Source organism: Microbulbifer sp. ABF4_143 (assembly GCF_056160225.1).
The window spans coordinates 173,458-200,270 of record NZ_JBSWWT010000004.1; the positions used below are offsets into that span (position 1 = coordinate 173,458).

At 64.2% G+C, this 26,813-nt stretch carries 19 protein-coding genes; 10 read left to right on the forward strand and 9 right to left on the reverse strand.

The window, feature by feature from the left end; all coding sequences use genetic code 11:
* Positions 1–206: 206 nt before the first annotated feature.
* Both kynU and ACXAF3_RS04880 read left to right on the forward strand, forming a co-directional pair.
* The gene (kynU, locus tag ACXAF3_RS04875) at positions 207–1,487 is read left to right on the forward strand and encodes a kynureninase (protein WP_475111166.1); all 1,281 of its coding nucleotides are present in this window, start codon (positions 207–209) and stop codon (positions 1,485–1,487) included.
* A gap of 27 nt (positions 1,488–1,514) precedes the next feature.
* Positions 1,515–2,891: an FAD-dependent oxidoreductase gene (locus tag ACXAF3_RS04880; RefSeq protein ID WP_475111167.1), complete on the forward strand. Its 1,377-nt coding sequence runs from the start codon at positions 1,515–1,517 to the stop codon at positions 2,889–2,891.
* Positions 2,892–3,113: 222 nt separating this feature from the next.
* Here the strand turns inward: ACXAF3_RS04880 and ACXAF3_RS04885 are convergent, their stop codons facing one another.
* The 3 genes from ACXAF3_RS04885 to ACXAF3_RS04895 form a co-directional block, all read right to left on the reverse strand.
* Entirely contained in the window at positions 3,114–3,440 is a 327-nt protein-coding gene (locus ACXAF3_RS04885; RefSeq protein ID WP_475111168.1) for a YqcC family protein, read from the reverse strand.
* A gap of 81 nt (positions 3,441–3,521) precedes the next feature.
* Positions 3,522–5,669 (reverse strand): ATP-dependent DNA helicase DinG, encoded by a 2,148-nt coding sequence (dinG, locus tag ACXAF3_RS04890; protein WP_475111169.1) that lies wholly within the window; start codon positions 5,667–5,669, stop codon positions 3,522–3,524.
* 130 nt (positions 5,670–5,799) lie between these two features.
* On the reverse strand, positions 5,800–6,969 hold the full coding sequence (locus ACXAF3_RS04895) for a 1-acyl-sn-glycerol-3-phosphate acyltransferase (RefSeq protein WP_475111170.1): 1,170 nt from the start codon (positions 6,967–6,969) through the stop codon (positions 5,800–5,802).
* A gap of 284 nt (positions 6,970–7,253) precedes the next feature.
* Between ACXAF3_RS04895 and nhaC the strand changes: the two genes are divergently transcribed.
* From nhaC to pgi, 4 genes are all read left to right on the forward strand, one after another.
* Positions 7,254–8,735 (forward strand): Na+/H+ antiporter NhaC, encoded by a 1,482-nt coding sequence (gene nhaC / locus ACXAF3_RS04900; RefSeq protein WP_475111171.1) that lies wholly within the window; start codon positions 7,254–7,256, stop codon positions 8,733–8,735.
* Positions 8,736–8,773: 38 nt separating this feature from the next.
* On the forward strand, positions 8,774–9,817 hold the full coding sequence (locus tag ACXAF3_RS04905) for a DUF3549 family protein (RefSeq protein ID WP_475111172.1): 1,044 nt from the start codon (positions 8,774–8,776) through the stop codon (positions 9,815–9,817).
* A 138-nt stretch (positions 9,818–9,955) separates the two neighbouring features.
* The gene (locus ACXAF3_RS04910) at positions 9,956–10,273 is read left to right on the forward strand and encodes a hypothetical protein (protein WP_475111173.1); all 318 of its coding nucleotides are present in this window, start codon (positions 9,956–9,958) and stop codon (positions 10,271–10,273) included.
* A gap of 350 nt (positions 10,274–10,623) precedes the next feature.
* Positions 10,624–12,246 (forward strand): glucose-6-phosphate isomerase, encoded by a 1,623-nt coding sequence (gene pgi, locus ACXAF3_RS04915; RefSeq protein WP_475111174.1) that lies wholly within the window; start codon positions 10,624–10,626, stop codon positions 12,244–12,246.
* A gap of 179 nt (positions 12,247–12,425) precedes the next feature.
* On the opposite strand, the gene ACXAF3_RS04920 is transcribed toward pgi, so the two are convergent.
* The 5 genes from ACXAF3_RS04920 to sbcB form a co-directional block, all read right to left on the reverse strand.
* Positions 12,426–13,955: a M20 family peptidase gene (locus ACXAF3_RS04920; protein WP_475111175.1), complete on the reverse strand. Its 1,530-nt coding sequence runs from the start codon at positions 13,953–13,955 to the stop codon at positions 12,426–12,428.
* A 460-nt stretch (positions 13,956–14,415) separates the two neighbouring features.
* Entirely contained in the window at positions 14,416–15,177 is a 762-nt protein-coding gene (locus tag ACXAF3_RS04925) for a slipin family protein (protein WP_475111176.1), read from the reverse strand.
* Between the two features lie 20 nt (positions 15,178–15,197).
* Positions 15,198–16,637, reverse strand: coding sequence for an NfeD family protein (locus tag ACXAF3_RS04930; RefSeq protein ID WP_475111177.1), 1,440 nt, complete (start codon positions 16,635–16,637; stop codon positions 15,198–15,200).
* A 308-nt stretch (positions 16,638–16,945) separates the two neighbouring features.
* A complete protein-coding gene (locus tag ACXAF3_RS04935; protein ID WP_475111178.1) occupies positions 16,946–17,962 on the reverse strand; it encodes an aspartate carbamoyltransferase in 1,017 nt (338 codons plus the stop codon).
* A 91-nt stretch (positions 17,963–18,053) separates the two neighbouring features.
* On the reverse strand, positions 18,054–19,493 hold the full coding sequence (gene sbcB / locus ACXAF3_RS04940; protein WP_475111179.1) for an exodeoxyribonuclease I: 1,440 nt from the start codon (positions 19,491–19,493) through the stop codon (positions 18,054–18,056).
* Between the two features lie 199 nt (positions 19,494–19,692).
* Here sbcB and ACXAF3_RS04945 point away from each other — a divergent pair, with 199 nt between their 5' ends.
* The 3 genes from ACXAF3_RS04945 (at position 19,693) to ACXAF3_RS04955 (ending at position 23,002) form a co-directional block, all read left to right on the forward strand.
* Positions 19,693–20,142 carry a VOC family protein gene (locus ACXAF3_RS04945; protein WP_475111180.1) on the forward strand — a complete coding sequence of 150 codons (450 nt, stop codon included), beginning with the start codon at positions 19,693–19,695 and terminating at the stop codon, positions 20,140–20,142.
* Between the two features lie 100 nt (positions 20,143–20,242).
* The gene (gene argS, locus ACXAF3_RS04950) at positions 20,243–21,979 is read left to right on the forward strand and encodes an arginine--tRNA ligase (protein ID WP_475111181.1); all 1,737 of its coding nucleotides are present in this window, start codon (positions 20,243–20,245) and stop codon (positions 21,977–21,979) included.
* A gap of 141 nt (positions 21,980–22,120) precedes the next feature.
* Positions 22,121–23,002, forward strand: coding sequence for a dTDP-4-dehydrorhamnose reductase family protein (locus ACXAF3_RS04955; RefSeq protein ID WP_475111182.1), 882 nt, complete (start codon positions 22,121–22,123; stop codon positions 23,000–23,002).
* Positions 23,003–23,090: 88 nt separating this feature from the next.
* Here the strand turns inward: ACXAF3_RS04955 and ACXAF3_RS04960 are convergent, their stop codons facing one another.
* Entirely contained in the window at positions 23,091–23,345 is a 255-nt protein-coding gene (locus ACXAF3_RS04960) for a hypothetical protein (RefSeq protein WP_475111183.1), read from the reverse strand.
* A gap of 536 nt (positions 23,346–23,881) precedes the next feature.
* On the opposite strand from ACXAF3_RS04960, the gene gcvP reads away from it, so the two are divergent.
* On the forward strand, positions 23,882–26,773 hold the full coding sequence (gcvP, locus tag ACXAF3_RS04965; protein WP_475111184.1) for an aminomethyl-transferring glycine dehydrogenase: 2,892 nt from the start codon (positions 23,882–23,884) through the stop codon (positions 26,771–26,773).
* The last annotated feature ends 40 nt before the right edge of the window (positions 26,774–26,813 follow it).

The window sequence follows — 26,813 nt, forward strand, 5'->3', positions numbered from 1 at the left end:
ACCTCTGAAAGCCCCGCAGGGCGGGCCCTGAAGCATGCATCTGCGGCGTTGCAGCTCTTGCAAAGGGCCGGGCCATTCGCTGCGAGCTGCGCCTTGCATCTGCACGCGTCAGGGCCGCAGAGAGGCTATGGAGTTATTCAGAGGTTCCCTAAGCACTCCCGACCCGGCTCGGCCGCGGTCAAGAATCAGCAATAGAGAACGGCAATATGCATTTTGAAACGGGCATCGATTTCGCCAGAAAACTGGACCGCGGGGATCCACTGGCGCGATTCCGGGACCAATTCAATTTTCCGACCCGCGCGGACGGCAGTCGCGAAATCTACCTGTGCGGCAACTCCCTCGGCCTGCAGCCAAAGAGAGCCAGGGACTGTGTGATCCGCGAGCTGGACAACTGGGCCGCCCTCGGCGTCAGAGGGCATTTCAGCGGCGAATATCCGTGGATGCCCTACCACGAGTTTCTCGCCGAATCCTCGGCGGCCCTGGTCGGCGCGGAGCGCGACGAGGTGGTGGCCATGAACTCACTGACCGTCAACCTGCACCTGATGATGGTGACCTTCTACCGGCCGACGCGACGGCGCTTCAAAATTCTTATTGAAGACCACGCCTTTCCGTCGGACCACTACGCGGTGGAGAGCCAGCTGCGCTTTCACGGCGTCGATCCCGCCGAGGGGCTGCTGTTGCTGAAACCCCGCGACGGCGAGACACTGCTGCGCCTGGAGGATATAGCCGCGCTGATCGAGCGCGAGGGGGATGCGATAGCACTGATACTGCTGCCGGGCGTGCACTACTACACCGGGCAGGTGCTGCCAATGGCGGAGCTGACGCGGCTGGCCCGTCAAAACGGTATCTGCATCGGCTTCGATCTGGCCCACGCGGCGGGCAATGTCCCGCTGCGGCTACACGACTGGGAGGTGGATTTCGCCTGCTGGTGCAGCTACAAATATCTGAACTCGGGCCCCGGCTCCGTGGCCGGCTGCTTCGTGCACCGGCGCCACGCGCGCGACACAGAGCTGCCGCGCTTCGCCGGCTGGTGGGGGCACGACAAAGAGACCCGCTTTCGTATGGAAAACCGTTTCCAGGCCATGCCCAGCGCCGAGGGCTGGCAGCTGTCCAACCCGCCGATACTCTCCCTGGCCGCCGTGCGCGCCTCACTGGATGTTTTCGGCGAGGCCGGCGGTATGGCGCCGCTGCGTGAGAAATCCGAACGGCTCACCGCCTACCTGCTCTTCCTGCTGAAGTCGGAGGTGGGCGAATTTATCTCGGTCATCACACCCGAAGATCCGGAGCAGCGCGGCTGCCAGCTCTCCCTGCGCTGCAGTGCCAGACACCCGGGCGGCAGAGCGCTGTTCCAGCGCCTGGAGGAGAAAGGCGTGACCTGCGACTGGCGCGAGCCGAACGTGATCCGCGTGGCGCCGGTGCCGCTGTACAACAGTTTCGAGGATGTATATCGCTTCGTGGAAATACTGAAATCCGCGTGCAACGCATAGCGATGCCGTCGAAAAGGGGCGAATAAAATGTCGGAAAAAATCCTTATCGCCGGCGGCGGACTGGTCGGCGCCATGGCCGCGTGCTTTCTCGCCCGCCGCGGCCACAGGGTGACTGTCTGTGAACGCCGCCAGGACCTGCGCAAACACGATATTTCCGCCGGCCGCTCCATCAACCTGGCGCTGGCGAACCGCGGCATCGACGCGCTGGAAAAACTCGGCCTGATGGAGCGCGTATCACAGCTGCTGATCCCGATGCGTGGGCGCATGGTGCACGACACCGACGGCGACTGTAATTTCCAGCCCTACGGGCAGAAGCCCGAGGAGGTGATCTATTCCATTTCCCGCGGCGCACTCAACGCGCTGCTGCTAGACGCGGCCGAGGCGGCGGGCGCGGTGGCGCTGCGCTTCGAGCGGGAACTGCTCGATATCGACTTCGCCGCAAAGCGCGCGCGCTTTGCCGATACCGCCGGCGGCCGGCGGGAAAGCCTCTCCTTCGACCGCTTTATCGGCGCCGACGGCGCCGGTTCCAGGACGCGCGCGCTGTTGCTGAACGCGGTGCGGCAAACCCAGCCGCAGCGGCCATGCCGCGACAGTCTCGAGCCGCTGGATCACCAGTACAAGGAACTGGAAATACCCGCGGGCGCCGGCGGCGGCTTCCGGTTGGAAAAGGAGGCGCTGCACATCTGGCCCCGCGGCGGCTTTATGCTGATCGCACTGCCGAACCTGGACGGCAGTTTTACCGTAACGCTGTTCCTGCCGAAAACATCCACCGGCGGCCAGCCCGGCTTCGACAGGCTGCAAAGCGGTGCGCAGGTCCGGGATTTCTTTCGGCGCTATTTCCCCGATGCAGCCGCGCTGATGCCATCGCTGGTGGAAGACTTCCTGCGCCACCCCTGTGGCCACCTGGGCACAGTGCGCTGCGCGCCCTGGCACCTGGACGGCACGGCCGCGCTGATCGGCGACGCGGCCCACGCGATAGTGCCCTTCCACGGCCAGGGTATGAACTGCGGCTTCGAGGACTGTGTCGCGCTGGACGAGTGTCTCGGGCGAAATCCCGGCAACTGGAAAGCGGTTTTTGGACAGTACAGTGCATCGCGTATCCCGAATGCCGATGCCATCGCCGATATGGCGCTGGAAAACTATATCGAGATGCGCGACTCGGTGCGCGATCCGCAGTTCCTGTTGAAGAAAGCCATCGGCTTCGAACTGGAGAGACGCTTCCCCGGCCGCTTCACGCCCCGCTACGGCATGGTGATGTTCCACCGCCTGCCCTACGCCGAGGCGCGACGCCTGGGCGAGATCAATCGCAGGATTCTCGCCGAGCTGGCGCAGGGCGTGGACTCGGTGGAACAGGTGGACTGGCACAGGGCGCGGGTGTTGGTAGATACACTGTTGCCAAGCTAACCGCTTGCTGAAAAAAGCTATCCAGAGTTTCTTCAACGCCGGCTCAGCGTGCCGCCCCCTGTCATCCCTGTAGGAGCCTGCTTGCAGGCGAACAGGAGCGGAGCTTCGCGGCCATTTGCCTGCAAGCAGGCTCCTAGGGAACCTCTGAAAGCCAGAGACATCACGGACTTATTCAGAGGTTCCCTAGCGCAGAGTCCAGCGCTTGGTTCGAGGGTTTCGGCTTCAGCCCCGCTGCAGCCGCTCGTCGATTTCCGCCAGCAGTTTGATCAGTTCGCCCGCCGGCGTCTCGCCGCCGCGGAAGAATTCCTCGGCGATCGGGGCTATGCCACAGCGTTGCGGCAGCGGCAGTTCCCGTTCGATCAGCTCTTGCATACGCGGCAGGAACACAAACTGCAGCCACTGCGGCAGCGTCAGGGTGTCGACGCAGAACGGCTCAGTGCTCGCCAGCGCCTCGGCGGAGGGCATTTCCACCTGCCACAACTCCAGGCGGCGCATTTCCGCCTCGATCAGCAACAGCTGCTCGGCGACTTCCGAATAAATCACTTTCATAACCAACAGCTCAATCCAATTTCCCGGTAGGAGCGGCCGTTGGCCGCGCCGACAACAATGCAAGGGGAACTTCTTTTCCCGCTATTCAATAAGCCGCGCAAAGGGCGGCAGCGAGTCGAGTATCGCGCGCCCGTAGCGACGCGTGACGATGCGCCTGTCCAGCAGCGTGACGGTGCCGCTGTCGCCCTCGGTGCGCAGCAGGCGGCCGCAGGCCTGCACCAGTTTCAGCGCCGCGTCCGGCACTGTGATCTGCATAAACGGGTTGCCGCCCCTGGCCTCTATCCACTCCGCCAGCGCCGCCTCTATCGGGTCGTCCGGCACCGCAAAGGGCAGCTTGGCGATCACCACATGGCGGCAGTAGTCGCCGGGCAGGTCCAGGCCCTCGGCGAAGCTGGCGAGGCCGAAGAGCACGCTGTTGCCGCCGCCGTCGACCGTCTCCTTGTGGATCTCCAGCAGCTGCTGGCGGGACTTCTGCCCCTGCACCAGTATGCGGTTGCGCCAGGTGCCGGGCAGCGCCTCGTAGACGGTCTCCATCTGCCGCCGCGAGGAGAAGAGCACCAGGGCGCCGCCGGCGTCTTTCAGCAGGTCCGGCAGCGCATCGATTACCGCGTCTGTGTGCGCGTCGGCGTTGCCGGCATCCACCGCGCAGGCGGGCACCCGCAGGGTCGCGCGGGAGAAATCGAACGGGCTGGGCACCACCTGGTAGCTGGCGTTGTCGGGGGTGCCGGCGCGCATCTTCAGGCGGTCGAACTTGCCCAGCGCAGTCAGGGTCGCGGAGGTCAGCACGGCGCCGTAACAGCGGCGCCAGAGACTGTACTCCAGGGTCTTGCCGGCCAGTATCGGCGAGCTGCACACCTCGAAATCGGTCGAACCGCCCCAGTCCACCAGCGTGACCCAGCGCGCCTGGGGCAGCGCGCCCTCGGCGTCCGGGCGCGCATAGTTGGCCCAAAGCTGCAGATTGGCCTCGGCGCGGCCGTACCAGCTGCCCAGCTGCGGGTACCAGCGCTCCAGGTCCACCGCCGGCACCGGCGAGTGCGGGTCCTCGAGCAGCTTCTGCGCCGCCAGCAGCATCTTGTTCAGCAGCGCTTCCAGCTCGTCGAAATCCTCGCGCAGTTTTTCCGCCAGCTGCACCATCGCATCCGGCACCACGCCGCCCTCGAAGCGGTGGCGGGCGCTGCCGTACTGGTTGCCGCGCTCATCCTCGAAGTCGCACAGCTCCTCGAGCAGCGGCCACATCTGCTCCAGGCCCTGCTTGGCCGAGGTCAGCACCGCCGGCAGCTGCTCGCCGCAGCGGTCTATCTCGCCGCCGTCGCCTATCTCGCCGAGCATCTGGCCGAGATTCTTGTTGGCCTGGTCCAGCCAGCCGGTGGAGGCGCCGACGCGGCTGTGATGGGAGAAGTGGTTCAGGGCCTTGTCCGGCAGGTGGTGCGCCTCGTCGAGCACATAGATGGTCTCTTCCGGCGGCGGCAGTATGGCGCCGCCGCCGAGGGCCAGGTCCGCCAGCAACAGGTCGTGGTTGGCGACGATCACCTGGGTCTTGCCGAGACTCTCGCGGGCGCGGAAGAAGCTGCAGTTACCGACGTGGGGGCAGCGGCGGCCGCTGCACTGGCGGTGGTCGGTGGTGACGCGGCTCCAGTCCTCCACCTCGATGGTCTCCGGCCAGTTGTCGCGGTCGCCATCCCAGCCGCCGGTGGCCAGCTTGTCGGCCATATCCCGGTAGAGGGCGACGCTGTCCTCGCCCACCTGGGGCAGTTCGTCCTCGTAGAGGCCGAGGGAAAAGCCGCCGCCGCTGGCGCTGAAGCTCGACAGCAGCTGATCCAGCTTGGACAGGCACAGGTAGCGGCCGCGGCCCTTGGCCAGGACATAGTCGAATTTGAGGCCGCTGTGGCGCGCCACTTCGGGCAGATCCTTGTGGATGATCTGCTCCTGCAGTGCCACCGTCGCGGTGGACACCACCAGCTTCTTGTCCTGGGCCTGGGCCAGTGGGATCGCGGCGAGCAGGTAGGCCACCGTCTTGCCGGTGCCGGTGCCCGCCTCGACCACGCAGATATGCTCGCCATTGGTCTTGGCCGCGTCGCGTTCGCCGCTGTCGTCCTGCGCGATTGAACCGAGGGTGCGCGCGATCGCCGCCACCATCAGCTTCTGCCCGTAACGGGCCTTGAGGCCGCGCCCGGCCAGGAACTGGCTGTAGGCGGACTGGATGGAATCTTTCTGTTGTTGGCTGAGCACTGTGAATGGCGAATTAGTTGGTGGGGCCGAAGGCGCGTGAACACCTGCAGCGGCCGGGTTGGGCAAAGTGCAGCCTGCCCGTCAGGGCTGTCCGATGGGCAGGCTGCGCTTTGCCCATCCTACCCGCTGGTCACTCATACGCAAGCCGCGAGACCACCGCGTTCGCGTAGCCCTGGATCGCCTTGTCGCGCCAGCGTTCATCGATCGCCGCCATGCGCTCCTCGAATTTGCGCCGGGTCGCCTCGTGCTCCTGCGGCCTCCAGGGTTTGGCCGGGTAGCCGACGGGCAGGTCCGGCACCTCGCCATAAAGCATCTGGTAGGCGATCAGGTTGGTGGGGTGCAGCACATATTCGCTGATGATCTGCCGGTCTATCTCCTCGGCCAGGGAGGCCACATCGTGGAAATCGTCCTCGATCGGCGTGCCGAAGGCGGCGTGCACATGGCCCTTCTGGCCGACGACCCCCTTGGCAATCGCGCCCAGATCCTCGTGCTCGCCCTTGCGGTACTCCTCCTTGTGCTCGGTGATATACAGCTGCTTGGCCTTCTGCGCGTCGCAGGGGTCCCACTCGTAGGAGATGGCGAGCGGGACTATGTGCAGCTTGCGCCAGAAGTCGGCGAAGGGGGTCTCCTTGTCCTTGGTCATCGCAAACATCGCCGCCAGCGCGGGATTGGTGCGGTCCAGGCCGTCTTTGGCGCGCCCGGAGCGCTGCGCGATCCACACATGCTCGTTGTCGTTGACGATGGAGTGATAGATATAGTTGGACAGCTGGGTCGCCGCCTGCAACTTCTCGCGGCGGCTGCCGGCCTGGCGCTTGACAGTGAAGCACTTGTTCAGCTTCATCAGGTCGGTGGCGAACTGCTTGGTGAGCAGGTTGTCGCCGATAGCGATACGCGCCGTCTCGTGGCCCTCCTTGAACATGGCGACGATGGCGAGCGCCGGGTCCATGGCGATATCCCGGTGGTTGCTGACGAACAGGCATGCGCGCTCCCGCGGCAGCCGGTCCAGGCCGGAAATGGTGAACTCGCTGGTGGTGCGGCGCACCACCAGGTCCATGTACTTGGAGATCACCTCCTGCACGCCGCGCACATCCCGCGCCTTGCGGAACTCGAAGCGCACGAACTGGCGCACCAGCCAGGCCACCGGGCCCTCGAGCCTGGCCAGCTTGGGGACCAGAAAGTGCGCGACCGCGTGCGACATCTCCGGATCGGCGATCAGCCGGTCCAGTACCGCGCGCACCTCGTCGTCGCGATAGGGGCGAATATCTTCGAATTGAGCGGGGTCCAACTCACTTGCTCTCATGAAATCACTACCTGCCAGCCGCACTCTGCGCGGGGCTCGTTCTTATTGTGGTCAACAGCGGACCGGTATCGGGCCGGCGCAGAACATACCGGAAGCGCCGGCGAACTGCCAGCGCCGCGCCCGACCGGCCGGGCGCACGGGCGCGGCCGGGGAGCGGCGGGCGCCGCCAAGTGCCCGCGTCCGGCGGTGGACTTCACCGACGTCAGCCGGGAGAATAGGCCGCTTCGCACCGTCGCCGACGGCTACAACAACGATAAAGAACAGAAGTAGACCAGGAGTTCACCTTGAGTCAGACCAGTTCCTCCCACACCGTCTCCCAGAGCGAGCCGCGCACGCCCAGCCTGGGCGACGCCCTGATTCCGCTGGGAATATTGATCGCGCTGCTGTCCCTGTCGGTTTATTTCTACGGCGCCGACTCCTCCTACGGTCCCAACCAGATAGCCCTGCTGCTGTGCGCCGGCATAGTCGCGCTGATGGGCATGAAGAACGGCCACAGCTGGAGCGATATGGAAGGCGGCATGCTGCACGGTATAGGGCTGGTATTCGGCGCCATCCTGATCCTGCTCGCGGTGGGCGCGCTGATCGGCAGCTGGATACTCGCCGGCACCGTGCCGTCGATGATCTACTACGGCGTGCAGATACTGTCGCCGCAGTGGTTCTACGCCGCCAGCTGTATCATCTGCGCCATCGTCGGCCTCAGCATCGGCTCCAGCTGGACCACCGCCGGCACCCTGGGTGTGGCGCTGATGGGGATCGCCGGCGCCCTGGGTCTGAACCCGGCCATCACCGCCGGCGCAGTTATCTCCGGCGCCTACTTCGGCGACAAGATGTCGCCCCTGTCCGACACCACCAATGTGGCCGCGGCGGTGACCTCCAACGACCTGTTCCTGCATATCCGCCATATGCTGTGGACCACATTGCCGGCTTTCGTCGCCGCACTGGTGATCTTCTCCATCATCGGCCTGACCGCCGACACCGCCAACGCGTCGGCCACCGATATCGAGCAACTGCTGGGCGCGCTGCAGGAGGAGTTCAACATCTCCCTCGTCAGCCTGCTGCCGCTGGCGCTGCTGCTGTTTATGGCCTGGCGCAAGATTCCCGCCTACCCGACCCTGATTATCGGCGCCCTGGTGGGCTGCGCCATAGCGCTCATCTTCGAGCCGGAAACCGCGCGCCGCCTCGGCGGCGGCGACGGCACCATGGCGGCCATCAAGGGGGCCTGGTACAGCCTGTTCGACGGCTACAAGTCCACCTCCAGCAATGAGAATGTGGCCGAGCTGCTGTCCAAGGGCGGCATGAGCAGCATGCTCAATACCGTGTGGCTGATCGTCTCCGCGATGGCCTTCGGCGGCGCGATGGAGCGCGCCGGCTTCCTGCAGGTAATCGTCGACTGGACCCTGTCCCGCGTGAAGACCGTCGGCGGCCTGATCTCCTCCACGGTACTGACCTGTTTCGGCATGAACGCCGCCGCCGGCGACCAGTACATGGCGATCATCATCCCCGGGCGCATGTTCCGCGAAGCCTACACCGACAAGGGTCTGCACGGGCTGAACCTGTCGCGCACGCTGGAGGACTCGGGCACCATCACCTCGGTGCTGATTCCGTGGAACACCTGCGGCGCCTATATGAGCGCAACCCTGGGCATAGCCACTTTTTCCTACGCCCCCTACGCACTGTTCAATCTGATCTGCCCACTGCTGGCGATCGCCTACGGCTGGTTCCACTTCAAGCAGATGCCGCTGTCCGCGGTCGCCGTGGCGCGCTGAACGGCGGGCGAATAATCCGTGCAACGCCCGGTTGAGTTATGAGTGAAAGCAATACCCTGAGCGCCCTGATCGGCGCGGCCGACTTCAAACTGCGCTGGTTCGATCTCGGCCGGCGCCTGCAACCGGTGTCGCGGGCGACTGCCGAGGCCTTCGAAGAGGGCCGCGCGCCCTGGCCCCACCCCTACCTGCGCCAGGCCTGGGCGGGGCTGCTGCTGTGGCCCCGAGAGGGCGGCGAGCCGGTGGTCTGGTTTCTGCGCCTGCCGCTGGACGAACAGGGCAAACTGCAGCTGGCGGCGCGCGACGCCTTCCTGCGCCTGCTGGCACAGAAGCTCAATCGGGGCGATCCGTCGGAATCGGCAACACAGCTGCAGGCCGCGCTGGAGGAGAGCGGCCTGCTGTTCAGCCCGGCGCCGGAGCGACAGGCCAGCTTTCACGCCAGGGCGACACTGCTGCTGAAAAAACCGGCGAGCGCGCACTACGAACCTGTGCGCGCCTACTTCGCCAAGCCCCAATCCCACCGCTGGGAAGAGCTGGCACTGCAGGGGATTGCCGACCTGGCGGCGCGCTGGCGGGAAGAAAAGAAACTGCTGCTGCAGCGCCTCCCGGCACTGGCGCCGCCGGTGTTTATCAGCCTGTGTCAGTGCCTCGAGAACGAAGCGATAGACCACCAGCTGGCGGAGGCGATCATCGCCCGCGCCGACGGCGAGCTGCGCGCTGAAGCGGCGGACTGCGCCCTGGTCGCGGCCGCGCTGCGCGGCGTTTCCCACTCCCCGGCCCGGGGTCTGCGGCTGGCGTTTCTGCGCCGGACACTGGATGCCGCCGCCGGTGCAAACGGCGAAGTCCTCGCCGCTATCGGCAGCCGTTGCGCCTACGATCTGCAGGATGCGGCGCTGGCCGCAGACTGGCTCGCCGCCCTGGCGCAACACCAGAGCCAGGACGCGTTCAACCTGCTGCTGGCAGACCTGATGTTCCTGCCCGAGGTGCGCGGGACATGTCTCGCCGCGTTGCGCGACCCGGCGCGCCCGGAGGCCCTGGCGCGTGCATTCGGCAGCTTCCTGCACGGCCCGCAACCTACCCACTGAAACAAAACCGGCGCGGCCGCCGCGCGCCGAACATATCTGCACATGCGAAGGCGCAGAAAATTTGCGCGCCTTTCCCAGGTTTTTTTCAAGTTTTCGCCAAAAAATATCTAGCCGCCACGCAATGGTCTAGGGGCCAGATTGGCGGAAAAACCCCTTAATTTAGGTACTTTGGCGCGACAAACTGGCGTAGAATTTATCCCGACTTCGCCGCTGGCAGCTATTTTAACCGTGCGCCTATTACACTCCATTGGGCGGTATCTTTGTAGAAAAGATTTTTACAAAGCAGACCAAACAGGTGACGTTTTATTGGCTATGCTAATGGCTAACATCAACGGAAAGGAGTTAGGGGATGAATTTCACTCCAGCCAAGTACTTAATGGGAATTATCAGTGCACTGGTTCTGGCGGGCTGCTGTGCGGCACCTGCGCCACCGGCCTCCTGCCCTCCGGGTTCTGAGCAAATTCCGCTGTCTATGGCCTGTCCCGCAGACGCGGATTGTTGGATGGCTTCCGACGACGTGCGCTGCATGAAGGTAGTCAAATAAGACTGCTTTCATTCAGGACCAGTGTGGTGATTCATACTAAATGAGGCTCAAATCAGGCTTTGCCGCCGACCCGCCGGAAGCATCATTTAGTATGAGTCACCACACCGAATGCCGCTTTTCGAAGCGGCATTTGTTTTTCCAACATCCCAACTCCCCCCCTCTGGCCGGCGGCGGCGAATACCGCTAGCATTGACGCTCGATTTCGGCGCGTCGCCGGATCCCACCTGTCGTACGAAAAACAACCATTAGCCAGTAGCATCCCATGACAAGCGAATCCCTTGTGGCCAGTCGCAGCGCCGCAATTGCACGACTGCAATCCCACCGGAAGCAAACCAAGTGGTCACTTCGCGATCTGTTTGCGAGCGACGGACAGCGGGCGCAGCGCTTTAGCGCCGAGGCCGCCGGCATCTACCTGGACTACAGCAAGAACCACCTGCGCGACGACACCCTGCAACAGCTACTGGACTACGCCGCACAGATAGAGCTGCGCGAGCAGATCCAAGCCCTGCTCGGCGGAGCCAATCTCAACAACACGGAGCACCGCCCCGCCCTGCACAGCGCGCTGCGTTTTCAGGGGCAACCGCAGACAGATCACGAGCAGGCGGTGGCCGACTGTCGCACGCAGATGGAAAAATTTGCCGACCAGATACACAGCGGCAGCTGGCGCGGCTTCTCCGGCGAGCCGATCCGGCATATCGTCAATATCGGTATCGGGGGCTCCGACCTGGGACCGCGCATGGTGGTCGAGGCGCTGCGCCCCTGGCACCGGGAGGATATATCGGTACATTTCGTCGCCAACATCGACGGCGCCGACCTGAGCGACACCCTGGCCGGGCTGCCGGCGGAGCGCACCCTGTTTATCGTCGCCTCCAAGTCTTTCTCCACCCTGGAGACGCGCCAGAATGCGCTCTCCGCACGCCGCTGGATGCTGGACGCGGGCTGCCGCGAGGACCAGCTGGCGCAGCACTTCGTCGCGGTGAGCAGCAATATCGTCGCCGCGCAGGACTTCGGCATCGCCGCGGAAAATATCTTCCCGATGTGGAGTTGGGTGGGCGGCCGCTATTCGCTCTGGTCGGCGATCGGCCTGCCGATCGTTCTCGCCTGTGGCTACGGGACCTACGCACAACTGCTCGCCGGCGCCCACGCGATGGATACACATTTCGCCAACGCGGCGCCCGGTGAAAACCTGCCGGTGCTGCTGGCCCTGATCCACTTCTGGTACCGCCAGTGCTGGGGCGCCGGCAGCCAGGTGGTACTGCCCTACGCGCAGCGGCTGGCCAAGTTTCCCGCCTGGCTGCAGCAGCTGGATATGGAGAGCCTGGGCAAGGGCGTCGATCGCGACGGCCACGCGCTGCACTACCCGAGCGGCAGCGTTATCTGGGGCACCGAGGGCAGCAATGGCCAACACTCCTTCCACCAGCTGCTGCACCAGGGCACCGACCTGATTCCGGCGGACTTTATCGCGGTGCGGGAACCGACTTCGGAACTGCGCGAACAGCACCGCTGGCTGCTGGCCTGCTGTATCAGCCAGAGTCAGGCACTGCTGCGCGGCAAGAGCCTGCACGAGGCCCGCCGGGAACTGGAGGAGCAGGGTTACACCCACCGCGAGGCCCACGCGCTGGCGCCGCACAAGGTGGTGCCCGGCAACCGCCCGAGCAACACACTGATTATCGAGCGGCTGGACCCCTTCCATCTCGGGGCACTGCTGGCGCTCTACGAGCACAAGGTATTCGTGCACGGCTGCCTGCTGGGCATCAATCCCTTCGATCAGTGGGGCGTGGAGCTGGGGAAGATTCTCGGTGCACAGATTCACGCGGCCATCGATGGCGAACCACCAGCGGACTGGGACGGCTCTACGCGGAATCTGATCGAGCGGCTTTTCTGAGTCCTCCGGGGCGGACAGCGGGTTCGCCCCCACACTTCAATCAGGTCGTATTGCCACTCGCCTGCGTCCAGCCCTCCGCGTTGACCACCTTGGCACACCGCGAGCGCTCCGCCTGGCGCGCGGTGGCGCGAACCATACTCCGGTAGAGCGCATCGGCAGCGGACTGGAAATTCAGTGGATCAAAGATCCTCCAGATTATTCATCAGCTGATAGAAGAACCCGATGGTCTTCGCATATTCATCCACTCTAATCCGTTCGTTCACACCGTGAAAACCGGCAAACTCGTCCATTGACTCGAGCTGAATCCCGGTAAAGGTATAGACATCCGGGGCGAACTCGCGCGCCTGGAAATGCTTCGAGTCCGAGCCGCCGATCACAAAGAACGGCGATACAATCAGATCGTTGCCCCATGTCTGGCGGATGGTTTTTTCCAGCAGCTTGTACCCTTTGCCGTCCGGATCGGCCACGTTGGTAGCGGGGGTGGATGCGGAAATCTCCTTGATCGTGACTCGATCATCGTCAATCGCTTTTTTCACATGCGCGATAATCACTTCGGGCGTATCGCCCGGCATGGGCCTGAAATTGACCACCGCGGTCGCCGAAGGCGGCAGCACGTTATCCTTGATGCCGGCGTTGAACATGGTGACTGCTATCGTGGTATGCAGCATGGCCCTGGTGACCTGATTGGACGCCATTTCCTCGATAAAGGCCTTTTCAAGATCGGTCATTTCACCATCTTTGCCGAAGGCAACCGCGGCGTACATCGGCTGTTTTTCCTTGTCCAGTTCCGGGCCCATGTACCGATACTGATGGCGAACCGCCTCGTGGATCCGGTAGGGGAACTGCGCGTCTTCGAGCTTCGTAATGGCTTTCGCGAGAATGCCGATATTGGATTCTTGCGGTGGTTGCGACGAGTGACCGCCCTCACCGTGAACGGAAAGCTCCAGGCTGATATAGCCCTTTTGCGCGATACCGATCAGCGCCGTGTTGTCGGGGACGCCCGGAAAGATACCGGGGATCAGCGGAGCCGACTCATCGAGGACAAAGGCGATTCTCTCTATGCCGCGCCCCTCCAACACATCGACAATATGCTTGGCACCTTCTGCACCTCCCACTTCCTCATCCTGGCCAAAGACGAAGTAGAGCGTCCTGGAAGGCTGCCAACCTTCCTTAATTTTCATTTCAGCCGCTTCCAGAATCCCGTGGATCTGGTTTTTGTCGTCCAGCACACCCCGCCCCCAGATATAGCCATCGGCGATGGCCCCGGAAAAGGGTTCTTGCTTCCACTGATCCAGTGAATCCTCCGGCACGGGCACGACATCCTGGTGCGCATAGAAGACCGCCGGCGGCAAGTCCGGATTCTTGCCCTTCCACGTATATAACAAACTGTATGGGCGCGGATCCCCCAAGACCTCTCTCTTCAATGTCTTGTGCACACTGGGATAGGCCTCCAACAAAAACTGGTGATAGTCACTAAACGCCTTGGCATCAAAGTCGTTTCTATCCTGGTTCGAGATGGTCGGGAACTGCACCGCCCTGGACAACCGCTTTGCCGCCGCATCAATATCCACCTCGATTGTCACCGGCTCGACGCCCTGCATCTGCAGGGACTTGAGTTCACGCTCATCGGCGGCGCAGGCCGACAGGCTGATCGATAGCGCCACCAGCGCGAAGAGGCTCAACACACAGTTTTTTTGGCACTTTTTCATCAGACACTCGCCTTCCGGGTTGACGCCCCATGCACCGAATAGACTTAAGGAACCTCTGAATAAGTCCGTGATGTCTCTGGCTTTCAGAGCGGTTCACAATCAAGGCGCGGCTTCGCAGGAATGTCTAGACCTTTCAAGAAGTCGCAACGCAGAGTGTGAATCGCTCTGAAAGCCCCGAAGGGCGGGACCTGAAGGCCGCAGCTGCTGCGTTGCAGCTCTTGCAAAGGGCTGGGCCATTCGCGGCGAGCTGCGCCTAACATCTGCAGCCTTCAGGCCCCGCAGAGACATTACGGACTTAATCAGAGGTTCCTTAAGCATAGTAGAAGGCAATAGAAGCTTTGGAACAGTGCGGCTCGATCACTGCCCCGAGCCGCACCGCATTTTCGGCAGAGCCAGGGAGGCAACCCGGCAGGCCGGAGAGAACTTTTAGAGCCTGCGCCCTCGGCGCTCACTCAACCTCTCAGGGCTTGTTGCCGGTCGCCGCCTTCATCAATGGCTGGATCAGATCCAGCGGCAGCGGGAAGACGATGGTGGAGTTCTTCTCACCGGCGATATCGATCAGCGTCTGCATATAGCGCAGGGTGATCGCGTTCGGATTTTTCGACAGCTGATCCGCAGCCTCGGTCAGCTTCTGCGCCGCCTGCGCCTCGCCCTCGGCGTGGATCACCTTGGCGCGGCGGGAGCGCTCCGCCTCCGCCTGGCGGGCGATGGCGCGGATCATGCTCTCGTCCAGATCGATATGCTTGATCTCGACATTGGTCACTTTCACGCCCCAGGCATCCGTCTGTTCGTCGAGAATCTTCTGGATATCCACATTGAGCTTGTCGCGTTCCGAGAGCATCTCGTCCAGCTCGTGCTTGCCGAGCACCGAGCGCAGCGTGGTCTGCGCCAACTGGCTGACGGCCTCGTGATACTGCTCGACATTGATGATCGCCGACTGCGGGTTGACCACGCGGTAGTAGACCACCGCGTTGACCTTGACCGAGACATTGTCGCGGCTGATCACATCCTGGGTCGGCACGTCCATGACCACGGTGCGCAGATCGACCCGCTCCATGGTCTGGATCACTGGGATAATGATGATCAGGCCCGGCCCCTTGACCGCCTGGAAGCGGCCGAGAAAAAACACCACCGCCCGCTCGTACTCACGCATAATGCGGATGGCGTACATGATCAGCAGCACCACCGCCGCGATCAACAACCCCATAAAGTAACTGACCATTCCTGCTCTCCTTTTCCTCGTTATCCCGGTTCTACGTGCAACGTCAATCCCTTTTGTCCGACCACCCGCACCCGCTGCCCCGGCTGTACGGGCTGGTCGCTGCGCGCCTGCCAGATCTCGCCATCGAGATGGACCAGAATGCCGTCAGCCTGAATTTCACTGACGATTGCGGTGCGCCCCACCAGGGCCTGGTCGATCGCGACACGGGGCTTGCGCAGGCTTTTGCCCACCGCCATCAGCAGGCCGAGCAGCGCCAGGCCGCTGACGCCGGCGATGGCGCCGATCAGCTTGCGCGATACCTGCATGCCCGGCACGTCGCTGTCGATCAACATCACCGAGCCGATCACCAGCGCGATCACGCCGCCGATACCGAGGGCGCCGAAACTCGGCATAAAGACTTCCGCCACTATCAGCAGCGCGCCGACGATAATCAGCGCCAGGCCGGCGTAGTTGATCGGCAGCACCTGCAGCGCGTAAAAGGCCAGCAGCAGGCAGATGATGCCGACAATCCCCGGCACCAGCGCGCCGGGGTTGTAGCCTTCAAAAATAAGACCGTAAATACCGAGCAACAACAGAATATAGGCGATCTGCGGGTTGGTGATCAGCGCCAGTAACTCGTTGCGCCAGTCCGGCTGGTAGGATTCCAGCGGCAGATCGGCGATATCCGCGGAGAGGGTCAGCTCCCCCTCAGCCAGCATCACTTTGCGCCCACCGGCCTGCTTGAGCAGGTCTTCGTTGTTTCTGGCCAGTATATCGATGACCTTCAGTTCCAGCGCTTCGCTGGCGGTCAATGTGGCGGCCTCCCGCACCGCCTTTTCCGCCCAGTCCGCGTTGCGGCCGTGGCGTTTGGCCAGCCCGCGGATAAAGGCCACCGAGTCGTTGACCATCTTGCGCTCCATCGCGGTGCCGGGGGGCGGCGCGTCTTTTTCCTCGCCCCGCTCCTCGGCGGACTTGTCTTTTTCTTCGCCCTCCTTCTGGCCGGCCTTGCCGCCGGAGGAGCCGGAATCCTCCCCGGGCGGCGGCTGCCCCGGCATGCCGCCCATCTGTACCGGGGTGGCCGCGCCCAGGGTGGTGGCCGGCGTCATGGCCGCGATATGGCTGGCGTAGAGGATATAGGTGCCGGCGCTGGCGGCGCGGGCCCCGGCCGGGTGTACATAGGTGGCGACGGGCACCGGTGAGGCGAGGATATGCTGGATGATGTCGCGGCTGGCCGCGTCGAGGCCGCCGGGGGTGTCCATCTGGATCAGGATCAGCTGCGCGCCCTGCTCCTGCGCCTCTTCCGTCGCGCGCACCAGATAGTCGGTGGTGGCGGGGCCTATGGGCCCCTCGATGGACAGCAGCGCCACATGGGGGCGGGGCTCCTGCTGGCCGCTGGCGAAGAGTGCCAGGCCGGCCAACAGCAGCAGCGCGGCGATCCTTATTCGCGGCAGGCACACCACAGTTGAAATCCGATTCGGCATGGCATCTATCCCGGATGCTAAATGGCGATAGATGCAGCCTAACAGAAAACTGGATGCCTGATTATTCGCGGTGGGAATTTGCGAATCGTGTTCGCTCACCCCTGCCCCTTATTCCCAGTAGCCGATTGGGTGGCGACCCTGCTACCGGTGGCTGTTTGCGGGACACGCTGTGAATACATCCATGTACGCTCTCCGCGGCCATCCTTGGCCGCGAAAGGTCCCGCAAACAGCCACCGGCATCAGGGCCTTAGCATTAAATTTCTATAACTTTTTAATCTCCGAATCCTGTACTCGCACTCCGGAAAAAGCTACACCGGATTGCGCCGGCTGTGCCAGCGCACTTCGTGGGCGTATTGGTCCACCTTGTTCTCCACCCCCAGCAGCATCGCGAACAGCGCCATGCGCACCAGCAGGCCGTTGTCGGTCTGGCGGAAGATGGCCAGACTGGGGTGCTCGTTCAGGTCGGTATCCAGTTCGTTGGCCTCGGCGCGGGAGTCCCGCGGCAGCGGGTGCATGATGACGGTGTTGGGTTGCGCGTAGCGGGTGAAGATCTCCCGGTTCAGGCGGAAGCGGCCCCGGTAGAGGTTGGCCTCCTCCTGAGAGGCGAAGCGCTCCTCCTGGATGCGGGTGGAGTAGACGATATCCACGTCGGAGATGGAGGTCTCCAACTGGTCGGTGACCGTCACCCGGTGTCCGGCGGCGCGCAACAGCTCCACCACCGCCTCCGGCATCGCCAGTTCCGGCGGGGATACCAGCACTATCTGCACATTGCTGTACAGGCACAGCAGCTTGCACAGGGAGTGCACGGTGCGGCCGTATTTCAGATCGCCGATCATCGCGATGCGGAACTGGTCCAGCGAGCGGCCCTGGCCCTCCAGCTCCTTGCGGATGGTGTACAGATCCAGCAGCGCCTGGGTCGGGTGTTCGTTGGCGCCGTCGCCGCCGTTGACCACCGGCACGCGGCTGGCGGCGGCGAACTCCGCCACCGACCCCTCCTGCGGGTGGCGCATGCAGATGACGTCGCTGTAGCCGGACAGCACCCGCGCGGTGTCGTACAGGGATTCGCCCTTGGCCATGGCGCTGGCAGTGATGCCGACGGTCTCGCGCACGGTGCCGCCGAGCAGGTTGAAGGCGGCGCCGAAGCTGAGGCGGGTACGGGTGCTCGGCTCCAGGAACATATTGCCGAGGATGGCGCCCTCCAGCACCCGGGTGACCTTCTCCCGGCGCGCGTAGGGGGCCATGGTATCCGCCACGTCGAAGACACGCTCGATATCGGCGCGCTCGAACTGGCTGACGGAAAGGATATTGGCTCCGATAAAGTCCATTGCTACTCCGTTGGTTGCGCCTTTTGGGCGCTTGATTCTGGCGGGGGCATTCTACTCGCGCGGCAGTAAAGAGCCTACAGGGGGCTATCGATCAGGCGAGGAGGCTGTCGCCCCAGGTCTCCAGCTGGTCCAGCAGCTCCGCCTTGTGCGGAAACTGCTCGCGCAGTTCCGCGATCTGCTCGAAGTAGGCCTCCAGGGTGATGCTGGCGCCGGCGGCGGGATCGGTCAGGCGGCGGTAGCGCCACTGCTGCCAGCGCTGCTGCTCCTCGGCGGACAGCGTCTCGGGGAAGTTGCGCGCGCGCAGGCGGAACAGCAGCTCCGGCAGCCGCCGGTCGGCAAAGGGCACCTCGCCGGCCAGCGCCTCGGGGCCGCGCTCGGCCAGGTCGCGGTGCAGCTGGCGGCACAGGTCGCGGTCGGCGTCGTTCAGGAAGCCGTCGTAGAGGCTGGCCTCCACATCCCGCTGCGGGAAGTCGCGATCCAGGAATACCTGATGCAGCTTCTCGGTCAGGTCGACCGCCCGCAGCCGCTGCCAGTTCGCCTCGCAGGCGGCCTTGTCGATACCCAGTTCCCCGGCGCGGCGGTCGTCGAGCATCTTCGCCGGCGCCAGCACCGGGCATTTGTTCAGGTGCACCAGTTTCAGGCCCACCGGCAACTCGCCCTCGCCCAGCTTGTCGCGGGCCGTGTAGAGGCGCTCGCGCAGTGCCTCCGCGTCCAGGCTGAACAGCGGCTCCGGGTCCATGGCCAGGTTGGCGGCGATGACCGCGTTGCGGTTCACCGGGTGCATGGCCAGCGGCACTATATAGGTGAGGTGCCCCTGGGCGGCGGGCACCTTGCCGGAGATATGCAGCAGCGGCCTGCGGTTGCGCAGATCGATCAGCTCGGCCGCGGCCTGCTTGCGCCGCAGCCGGTACACATAGTCGTAGAGCTTCGGCTGCCTGGCCCGCACCAGGCGCGCCAACTCGATGGTGGCGCGCACGTCCGACAGCGCGTCGTGGGCACCCTCGTGAGCGATACCGTTGGCGGCGGTCAGCTCCTCGAGGCGGAAGGACGGCACTCTCTCCCCACTCACAGCTTCGCGCTCCGGCCACTCGATACCCTGCGGGCGCAGCGCGTAGGTCAGGCGCACCATATCGATAATGTCCCAACGGCTGTTGCCGGAGCGCCACTCGCGCTCGTAGGGATCCAGCAGGTTGCGGTAGAGGGTGTGGCGGGTCACCTCGTCGTCGAAGCGCAGGCTGTTGTAGCCGACGCCGCAGGTGCCCGGCGCGCCCAGTTCATCCAGTATACGCCGGATAAATTCGATCTCGGGGACACCCTCGGCCAGGGCGCGCTGCGGGCTGATACCGGTGACCAGGGCGGCCATTGGCTGCGGCAGGCAGTCGTCCGAGGGGCGGCAGTAGAGCATCAGCGGCTCGCCGACGATATTGAGGTCCTCGTCGGTGCGTATGCCAGCGAACTGGGACGGCTTGTCCGCGCCCGGGTCCGTGCCCCAGGTTTCGTAATCGTGCCAGTAGAGTGTGGTATTGCTCACATGTCCCCCTGTTTTTGGGGAGCATCATAGCATCGAGGTTCGGGACTCGGGCAGGGTTGTAGGATGGGCAAAGCGCAGCGTGCCCATCAAGCCCGCGGAAGAGGGGCACGTCGCTGGGCTCCTTTGCCCATCCTACGGGGGCTGGACAAGTCCACCGACTCGGCACACCATTGCCAGACACCAAAAAGGAGACTTTGATATGGCAGTCACCCCCGTTCCCGACGGCTTCCACAGCGTCACCCCCTACCTGAGCGTCAGCGGCGCGGCCAGGGCCATCGAGTTCTACCAGCGCGCCTTCGGCGCCAAAGAGCTGTTCCGCTTCCCGATGCCGGACGGCAGTATCGCCCACGCGGAAATCCAGATCGGCGACACCCGTATCTCGCTGGCCGACGACAACGAGGAAAGCGGCCTGCTGAGCCCGCAGGGCAGCTCGCCGGTGGGGCTGCTGCTGTATGTGGAGGATGTGGACAGCGTCTTCGCGCGCGCGATCGAGGCCGGCGCGACGGTCAAGCGCCCGCTGGAAGACCAGTTCTACGGCGACCGCACCGGCACCCTGCAGGACCCCTTCGGCCACGTCTGGTTCCTGGCCACCCATATCGAAGATGTGCCCATGGACGAACTGGAGCGCCGCGCCGCGGAACTCTCCTGATCCGGCATTCCGCATCCCCACGGGGGCGGCCGTTTGCAAAGCCGCCCCCGCCCATTAAAATCCCGCGTTCCCCACGAATTACTGCAGCAGTTTCTCCCCTATGAATATTCGCCAACTCCTCTCCGACAAATTCCAGGCCGCCATGCTGGCCGCCGGCATTCCCGAAGACTGCGGCCCGGTCGTGGCGCCGGCCAAGAAGGCGGGCTTCGGCGACTACCAGGCCAACGGGGCCATGGCCGCGGCCAAGCGCATGGGCACCAACCCGCGCGAGCTGGCGGGCAGGATCCTCGAGCAGTTGGACAAAGGCGAGATGATCGACAGGGTGGAGATCGCCGGCCCCGGCTTTATGAACATCCACCTGAGCGAAGCCTGGCTGGCCGACAGGCTGGCCGCAGCGGAAAAAGACCAGCGCCTGAATATCGCCCCGGTGGCCGAACCGCAAACGGTGGTGATCGACTATTCGCACCCGAATCTGGCCAAGGAGATGCACGTCGGCCACCTGCGCTCCACCATTATCGGCGACGCGCTGGCGCGCCTGCTGGAATTCCAGGGCCACAAGGTGATCCGCCAGAACCATATGGGCGACTGGGGCACCCAGTTCGGCATGCTGCTGGCGCACCTTTCCGACAAGCTGGAAGACAATGACGCGGAAGTGGCGCTCGCCGATCTGGAAGCCTTCTACCGCGAAGCCAAGGTGCGTTTCGACGAGGAGCGGGGCTTCGCCGACCGCGCGCGCGCGCATGTGGTGAAGCTGCAGGGCGGCGACCCGGAGAGCCTGAAGCTGTGGCAGCAGTTTATCGATATCTCCATCAGCCACAGCGAGGAGATCTACCGGAAGCTGAACGTGACTCTGAAACGCAGCGACGTCTACGGCGAGAGCCAGTACAACGACGACCTGCCGGTGCTGGTCAAGGAATTGCTGGATCGCGGCATCGCCGTCGAGGACCAGGGTGCGATCGTCGTGTTCCTCGAGGAGATGGCGGACAAGGAAGGCAACCCCAGCCCGATGATCGTGCAGAAGAAGGGCGGCGGCTACCTCTACGCCACCACCGATCTGGCCGCCATCCGCTACCGCGCCAACAAGCTGAAGGCGGACCGCATTCTGTACGTGGTGGACGCACGCCAGTCCCTGCACCTGCAGCAGGCCTTCACCGCCGCGCGCAAGGCCGGCTTCCTGCCGGAATCCGTATCCCTGGAGCACTGCGCCTTCGGCACCATGATGGGCGACGACGGCAAGCCGTTCAAAACCCGCACCGGCGGCACGGTAAAACTCGCCGCACTGCTGGATGAAGCGGTGGAGCGCGCCGAGAAACTGGTGGCGGAGAAGAACCCGGACCTGGACGCCGACACCAGCGCCGAAATCGCACGCAAGGTCGGCATAGGCGCAGTCAAGTACGCGGACCTGAGCAAGACCCGCACCAACGACTATGTGTTCAGCTGGGAGGCCATGCTGAGCTTCGAGGGTAACACCGCGCCCTACCTGCAGTACGCCTACACCCGCGTGCGCTCCATCTTCCGCCGCGCCGGCATCGAGCCGGGCGCACTGGGCGGCGACATACAGCTCGAGACCGCCGAGGAGCGCGCACTGGCGGTCAAGCTGTGCCAGTTTGGCGAGGTGCTGGACCAGGTGGCCAAAGACACCTTCCCGCATATGCTCTGCAGCTACCTCTACGACCTGGCCAGCGCCTATATGGCCTTCTACGAGGCCTGTCCGGTGCTGAAGGAAGGCGTGACTGAAGCGCAGAAGCAGAGCCGCCTGCAACTGTGCGACTTGGTCGCGCGCACCATCGCCACCGGGCTGGACTTGCTCGGTATCGAGGTGATGGAGCAGATGTAGAGTGAGTTTGCCCCGTCCCCGCAGGAGCGGCCCATGGCCGCGATCGGGCTTTTCGCGTATTCCGAACATCGATCGCGGCCATGGGCCGCTCCTGCAAGGAAAACCCATATCTCGAGGACAATCCGGACAGGGGAGACCACCATGAATGTTCTGATCACCGGCGCCTCCGGCCTGCTCGGCCGCAGCGTCTTCAAACGGCTCAGCGCCAATCCCACTTTCACTGTAACCGGCACTGCCTATTCCCGCACCGGCGACAAGCTGCGAAAGCTGGATCTCACCGATGCCGCCGCGGTGGCGGACACGCTGCGCGAGATTCAGCCACAGGTGGTCATCCACTGCGCCGCCGAGCGCTGGCCGGATCGCTGCGCCGGGAACCCCGATGCGGCCTGGCAGCTCAATGTGCAGAGCACGGAGAGGCTGGCACGGCTGTGCCGCGACAGCGGGGCGCAACTGGTGTATATCTCCACCGACTATGTGTTCGACGGCAGCGCACCGCCCTACGCCGCCGGCGACCGCCCCAACCCGCTCAACTTCTACGGGCGCAGCAAACTGGCCGGCGAAGAGGCGGTGCTCGGCAGTGGCGATCACTGGGTGTTGCGCGTGCCGCTGCTGTTCGGCCCGGTTACCTATCTGCGTGAATCCGGCGTCACCGCGCTACTGGGAACGGTGCGCGACCCGCAACCGGTCGCGCTGGACGACTGGGCCATCCGCTTTCCCACCAGCGTCGAGGATGTGGCCGAGGTCCTGCAGCAGTGCCTGCTGAAAAGCGCGGCCGGCACCCGCCTCGGCGGCATCTACCAGTGGAGCGGCGACACCGCCTGCACCCGCTACCAGCTGGCGGGAATAGTCGCGGAGGCCTGCGGTCTGACGGCGGAGCACCTGTCCGCCGACCCGGCGCCCCAATACAGTGAGCCCCGCCCACACAACTGCCAGTTGGACAAGTCGCGCCTCACCGACATGGGTATCCAGGTCGGTGAACCGCTGGTGCAGCAGTTGGCGCGTTACCTGCGCCCCTTCCTGTAGGGGGCGGCCGGCAAAAACAGTAAAGGGAGAAAATAGGCGGAAACCGCCGGGCGATTTCCGCAGAGGGGATGAAAAGAGTGAAAGGGGATCAGGCCGGGCGCCTGGTCCGCCCCGGCGGCGCCGGTTCCTCGGCCAGCGCCCGCTTCAGCAGCCGCGCGGCGCTGTCCAACTGGCGGTCCCGCATCACCCACAGCTCTGAATACCAGGCCAGCGGGCCGCTTTCCTCCTGCGGCACGTCGACCACAGACTTTTGCGTCAGCACAGAGATGCCGGCCCTTTCCAGCAGGGTGTACAGGTGGCTCACTAACAGTTGGTCGCTGGCGATGAAGATCCTTTGCGCCATGGTGGGATTATCCGCAATCCTTGTCGGCCACTGGCCTCGGCAGTGTCCTTATCCTTGTCGTTCCATTCCAGCCCCGGCGACGACAAAAAAACGCCGGGGGTACCCTTTAAAGTAGACCAGCGGCGGGCATCGCGCGACACGGCCACAGCCGCCGCGCGGAGACAGGCGCCAACGGCGGATCGGCCGGCGGAGCGCACACCGGCGCCGCCACCCACCCCAGCCAGAATAATGTTGCGCCAAAATGGCAACCACAGGATATAAACCACTTTTTTTGCCGCAAAACAGCACTTTTAACGCGGCAAAACGGCAGATTGCCGGCATCGCTTGCGGTTGCTAAGATGCGCGCCGGCCGATACGGCTGCGGCGCCCCTAACAGACCCCGCTATCCGCCTGTCTGGCGGTCGCCACCCAGATTTTCCCGAGCGCAAAAATGTCGCCCCGCCGCAGCGCGGCGGCGCCCTTTTAGCGGAAAGCGCTACAGATACCAGGTGCTACTTTTGCACCAGCGACTCCCTGCGATTACAGGAACGAAGTTTATGACCCAGCCATCTCTTCAGCAGTTGGAACAACACGACGCCTTTATCCACCGCCATATCGGCCCCGACGCCGAACAGGTCCAGGCGATGCTGAGTGCCCTCGGCGTGTCCAGCCTCGACGAGCTGATCGAGAAGACGGTGCCCGCGTCCATCCGCAAGCGCGACGAACTGGATCTGGCCGACGCGGTCAACGAGGAGGAGGCGCTGGCAGAGCTGAGGGCGCTGGCCAAGCGCAACAAGATTTACCGCACCTTTATCGGCATGGGCTACCACGACACGGTGACGCCCAATGTGATACTGCGCAATGTGCTGGAAAACCCGGGCTGGTACACCGCCTACACCCCCTACCAGCCGGAGATCGCCCAGGGCCGCCTCGAGGGCCTGCTGAACTTCCAACAGATGATCATGGACCTGACCGGCATGGAACTGGCCAACGCCTCGATGCTGGACGAGGGCACCGCCGCCGCCGAGGCCATGGCCATGTGCAAGCGCCAGGTCAAGCGCAACAAATCCAACGTCTTCTTCGTCGACGCCGACTGCCACCCGCAGACCATCGCCGTGGTCAAGACCCGCGCCGAGCACTTCGGCTTTGAAGTGGTCACCGGCGATGTGGAGAAAGATATCCCGGCGGAACTGTTCGGCGCCCTGCTGCAGTACCCGGGCTCCACCGGCCGCGTGCGCGACCTGACCGATATCATCGCGAAAGTACACGAGGCGGGCGGCCTGGTGACCGTCGCCGCCGACCTGATGAGCCTGGTAGCGCTGAAGGCGCCAGGCGAGATGGGCGCCGACGTGGTGGTCGGCTGCAACCAGCGCTTCGGTATCCCGATGGGCTACGGCGGCCCGCACGCCGGCTTCTTCGCCTTCCGCGAGGCCTACAAGCGCTCCGCACCGGGCCGCATTATCGGCGTGTCCGTCGACAGCAAGGGCAAACGCGCGCTGCGCATGGCCATGCAGACCCGCGAGCAACACATCCGCCGCGAGAAGGCCAACTCCAATATCTGTACCTCCCAGGTACTGCTGGCAGTGATGAGCGCCTTCTACGCCATCTACCACGGCCCCGAAGGCCTGAAGACCATCGCCGTGCGCATCCAGCGCCTGGCGGATATCCTCGCCGCCGGCCTGAAGAAAGAGGGCTTCGACCTGGCCCACGACAGCTGGTTCGACACCCTGACCGTCAATGTCGGCGCCAAGCAGGGCGAGATCTACCAGCGCGCGCTGGACGCCGAAATCAACCTGCGCAGAGTCGGCGATGACGCACTGGGTATCAGCCTGCACGAGACGGCCACCCTCGAGGACGTGTCCGACATCATCACCGCCTTCTGCGGTTCCGAGCACAGCCTGGACCTGCGCGCGCTGGACAGCGAAATCGCCGCCAAGGGGCCCCTGGGGCTGCCCGCCTCGCTGGTGCGCACGAGCGAATTCCTGACCCACCCGGTGTTCAACAGCTACCACTCGGAAACCGAGATGCTGCGCTACCTGAAGTCCCTGGAGTCCAAGGACATAGCGCTGAACCACTCGATGATCCCGCTCGGCTCCTGCACCATGAAGCTGAACGCCACCGCGGAGATGATCCCGGTAACCTGGCCGGAGTTCGGCAAGCTGCACCCGTTTGCGCCCGCCGACCAGGCCCAGGGCTACGCGGAAATGTTCAAACAGCTGCAGCAGATGCTGGCCGCCTGTACCGGCTACGACGCGGTCAGCCTGCAGCCGAACGCCGGCTCCCAGGGCGAGTACGCCGGCCTGGTGGCGATCAAGAAATACTTCGAGGCCAAGGGCGAGACCCAGCGCGATATCTGCCTGATCCCGGCTTCCGCCCACGGCACCAACCCGGCGTCCGCGATGATGGTCAGCATGAAGGTGGTGGTCGTCGCCTGTGACAACAAGGGCAATGTCGATATCGACGACCTGAAGGCCAAGATCGAGGAGCACGGCAATCGCATCGCCGCGCTGATGGTCACCTACCCGTCCACCCACGGGGTGTTCGAGGAGGGTATCGTCGAGATCTGCGAGCTGGTGCACAAGGCCGGCGGCCAGGTTTATATCGACGGCGCCAACATGAACGCGCTGATCGGTGTCGCCGCGCCGGGCCAGTTCGGCGGCGACGTGTCACACCTGAACCTGCACAAGACCTTCTGCATCCCCCACGGCGGCGGCGGCCCGGGCATGGGCCCGATCGCGGTCGGCGAGCACCTGAAGCCCTACCTGGCCGGCCACCCGGTGACCGAGGTACCGGAAACCGACGCCGCCAACGGCACCATCTCCGCCGCGCCCTGGGGCTCCGCCAGCATTCTGCCGATCAGCTGGATGTATATCCGCATGATGGGCCGGCAGGGCATGAAGCGCGCCACCGAGATGGCGATACTGAACGCCAACTATGTGGCCAAGAGGCTGAGCGAGCACTACTCGCTGCTGTACACAGGCAGCAACGGCTTCGTCGCCCACGAGTGCCTGGTGGACCTGCGCCCGCTGAAGGAGGCCAGCGGCATCACCGAGGAGGATATCGCCAAGCGCCTGATGGACTTCGGTTTCCACGCGCCCACCATGTCCTTCCCGGTGGCCGGCACCCTGATGATCGAGCCCACCGAAAGCGAATCCAAGGAGGAGCTGGACCGCTTTATCGAGGCCATGGCAATCATCCGCCAGGAGGTGGAAGACGTGGCCAACGGCAAGTACAGCGCCGACGACAACCCGCTGCACAATGCGCCGCACACCCTGGAAGACGTGATGGCGGACCAGTGGACCCACAGCTACTCCCGCGACGTGGCCGGCCGCCCGGCAGCCTGGCTGAAGGAGCACAAGGTGTGGCCCGCGTCCAACCGCATCGACAACGTCTACGGCGACCGCAACCTGATCTGCTCCTGCCCGCCGGTTGAGAGCTATATGGACTGATAAAATGCCGGAGTGCTGCTCCGGCATTCGGAGTACTGAT

Excerpts from the sequence above, each read along its gene's own strand:
- ACXAF3_RS04895 (WP_475111170.1), bottom strand. The coding sequence starts at position 6,969 with ATGAGAGCAAGTGAGTTGGACCCCGCTCAATTCGAAGATATTCGCCCC.
- argS (WP_475111181.1), top strand. The coding sequence starts at position 20,243 with ATGAATATTCGCCAACTCCTCTCCGACAAATTCCAGGCCGCCATGCTG.
- ACXAF3_RS04880 (WP_475111167.1), top strand. The coding sequence starts at position 1,515 with ATGTCGGAAAAAATCCTTATCGCCGGCGGCGGACTGGTCGGCGCCATG.
- gcvP (WP_475111184.1), top strand. The coding sequence starts at position 23,882 with ATGACCCAGCCATCTCTTCAGCAGTTGGAACAACACGACGCCTTTATC.
- kynU (WP_475111166.1), top strand. The coding sequence starts at position 207 with ATGCATTTTGAAACGGGCATCGATTTCGCCAGAAAACTGGACCGCGGG.
- ACXAF3_RS04945 (WP_475111180.1), top strand. The coding sequence starts at position 19,693 with ATGGCAGTCACCCCCGTTCCCGACGGCTTCCACAGCGTCACCCCCTAC.
- ACXAF3_RS04960 (WP_475111183.1), bottom strand. The coding sequence starts at position 23,345 with ATGGCGCAAAGGATCTTCATCGCCAGCGACCAACTGTTAGTGAGCCAC.
- ACXAF3_RS04920 (WP_475111175.1), bottom strand. The coding sequence starts at position 13,955 with ATGAAAAAGTGCCAAAAAAACTGTGTGTTGAGCCTCTTCGCGCTGGTG.
- ACXAF3_RS04935 (WP_475111178.1), bottom strand. The coding sequence starts at position 17,962 with ATGGACTTTATCGGAGCCAATATCCTTTCCGTCAGCCAGTTCGAGCGC.
- ACXAF3_RS04955 (WP_475111182.1), top strand. The coding sequence starts at position 22,121 with ATGAATGTTCTGATCACCGGCGCCTCCGGCCTGCTCGGCCGCAGCGTC.
- ACXAF3_RS04925 (WP_475111176.1), bottom strand. The coding sequence starts at position 15,177 with ATGGTCAGTTACTTTATGGGGTTGTTGATCGCGGCGGTGGTGCTGCTG.
- ACXAF3_RS04930 (WP_475111177.1), bottom strand. The coding sequence starts at position 16,637 with ATGCCGAATCGGATTTCAACTGTGGTGTGCCTGCCGCGAATAAGGATC.
- ACXAF3_RS04905 (WP_475111172.1), top strand. The coding sequence starts at position 8,774 with ATGAGTGAAAGCAATACCCTGAGCGCCCTGATCGGCGCGGCCGACTTC.
- ACXAF3_RS04885 (WP_475111168.1), bottom strand. The coding sequence starts at position 3,440 with ATGAAAGTGATTTATTCGGAAGTCGCCGAGCAGCTGTTGCTGATCGAG.
- pgi (WP_475111174.1), top strand. The coding sequence starts at position 10,624 with ATGACAAGCGAATCCCTTGTGGCCAGTCGCAGCGCCGCAATTGCACGA.